This window comes from Limnohabitans planktonicus II-D5, assembly GCF_001270065.2.
Lineage (GTDB): Bacteria > Pseudomonadota > Gammaproteobacteria > Burkholderiales > Burkholderiaceae_C > Limnohabitans_A > Limnohabitans_A planktonicus.
In genome coordinates, this window is record NZ_LFYT02000080.1 from 1 (window position 1) to 1,678 (window position 1,678).

Consider the following 1,678-nt stretch of genomic DNA (forward strand, 5'->3'; position numbering starts at 1 on the left):
ACCATGTAGCCGCTCAACTGGTGTGTTTAGGAGTTGGCCGGGTGGCCTATAAGTCTCACTACTTCTTCACGAATAAATGCAGAGTTTTCGACCCAACACATTGGCTCTTCGTCATTCCGTGTGGAACTTGACTTGAAAAATACAATGCAGTAACCGAGCCCGGTGGTGTTTGTTGGCCACAGGCGCAGTCGGCTGCTCACAAATCCTGATGGCGGATGTCCGTTCATCAACTGAAGATCCGTAAATGGCTATTGGAATCGAATCTTTGTTCACCAGTGCGCTGGGCTTGTCTGCCCCGTGGCGCGTTGAAAACGTCAACCTCGACATGGCCCGCCGTCGCATTGACTTTGATCTCACCTGCGATGCCAAACGTCTGGCCTGCCCCGTGTGTGGCTTGCTCGATCAAGGCATTCATGACCGACAAAAACGCCAATGGCGGCACTTGGACTTCTTCCAATACGAAGCTTGGCTGCACGCCGAGGTGCCACGCGTGGCCTGCAGCGACTGCGGCAAGACAACACAGGCACAGGTCCCCTGGGCGCGCGAGGGCAGTGGCTTCACTGCATTGTTTGAAGCGCTGGCTTTGTCTTTGTGCCGGGAGCTGCCCGTGCGCCAAGCCGCTGCACTGCTGCGCTGCACCGACAAACAGCTGTGGCGGCGCATTGAACACTACGTGGATGAGGCCCGCTCACTCGACGATATGTCGGCGGTGCGCGTCATCGGCATCGATGAGACCAGCTTGCGCAAGGGTCAAGATTACATCACCGTGGTGCATGACCTTGACAAGAAGCGCCTACTGTTTGCCTGTGAAGGAAGAGACCATCAAACGGTCGTCAACTTTGCGCAAGACCTTCAAGCGCACGGGGGCGAACCAGGGAAAGTCGCGCACGTTTGTCAGGACATGAGCGCAGCCTACGCCAAAGGGGTTGCGCAAGCCTTGACGCAAGCGCAAATCAGTTATGACCGGTTTCATGTGGTGGCGATGGCCAATGAGGCCATGGACGAGGTGCGACGCCACGAGACAAGCACCCAGCCCCAAGCGATCAAGGCTGCATTGGGTGACAACGACCGCAAATTACTCAAGAGTCTGACCTGGGGCATGCGCCGCAATCCTGATGGCTGGAGCGTCAATCAGACCAACGCGATGCACTGGCTGCAGCATTCGACCTTGAGGAGTGCCCGCGCGTGGCGGCTGAAGATGGCGCTGCGTACGGTTTATGCCAATGCGGCCAGGCACAACAACGCGACACAAGCCAAGTCTGAATTGAAGGCGTGGCTGAGTTGGGCCACGCGCTGTCGTCTGGCACCCTTTAAGAAGTTGGCCCGCACGTTAAAGCAGCGCTTGGACGGTGTGGTGCGCGGCATGCTGGACAACCGCAGCAATGCTTATGTGGAGGCCATGAATGGTTTGCTCCAACAGGCTAAACGCGCCGCGCGTGGCTTTAGAACTGCAAGAAACTTTATCGCCATTGCGTATTTGCGGATGTCCAAGCTCAAGCATTTGCCAAGCAACCCGCTGGAGCGGGCTGTGCCCAAGAGCAACGTGCTAATCCACCGCTGCCTTTGATGTCAAGTTCCACACTAAACGACGAGGAGCCCGAATTTCCCGGTTTGATATATCCCGAGCCAGGCGCATGACCTGTTCCTGACGCTCAATGAGTCGCAAGCGCAAGCGCTG

At 56.9% G+C, this 1,678-nt stretch carries 1 protein-coding gene; it reads left to right on the plus strand.

The window, feature by feature from the left end:
* Positions 1–244 precede the first annotated feature (244 nt).
* The gene (locus H663_RS40815; RefSeq protein WP_116695972.1) at positions 245–1,567 is read left to right on the plus strand and encodes an ISL3 family transposase; all 1,323 of its coding nucleotides are present in this window, start codon (positions 245–247) and stop codon (positions 1,565–1,567) included.
* Positions 1,568–1,678 lie beyond the last annotated feature (111 nt).

What these genes read in the sequence shown, in the direction of transcription:
- H663_RS40815 (WP_116695972.1), top strand. Translation starts at nt 245, where the DNA reads ATGGCTATTGGAATCGAATCTTTGTTCACCAGTGCGCTGGGCTTGTCT.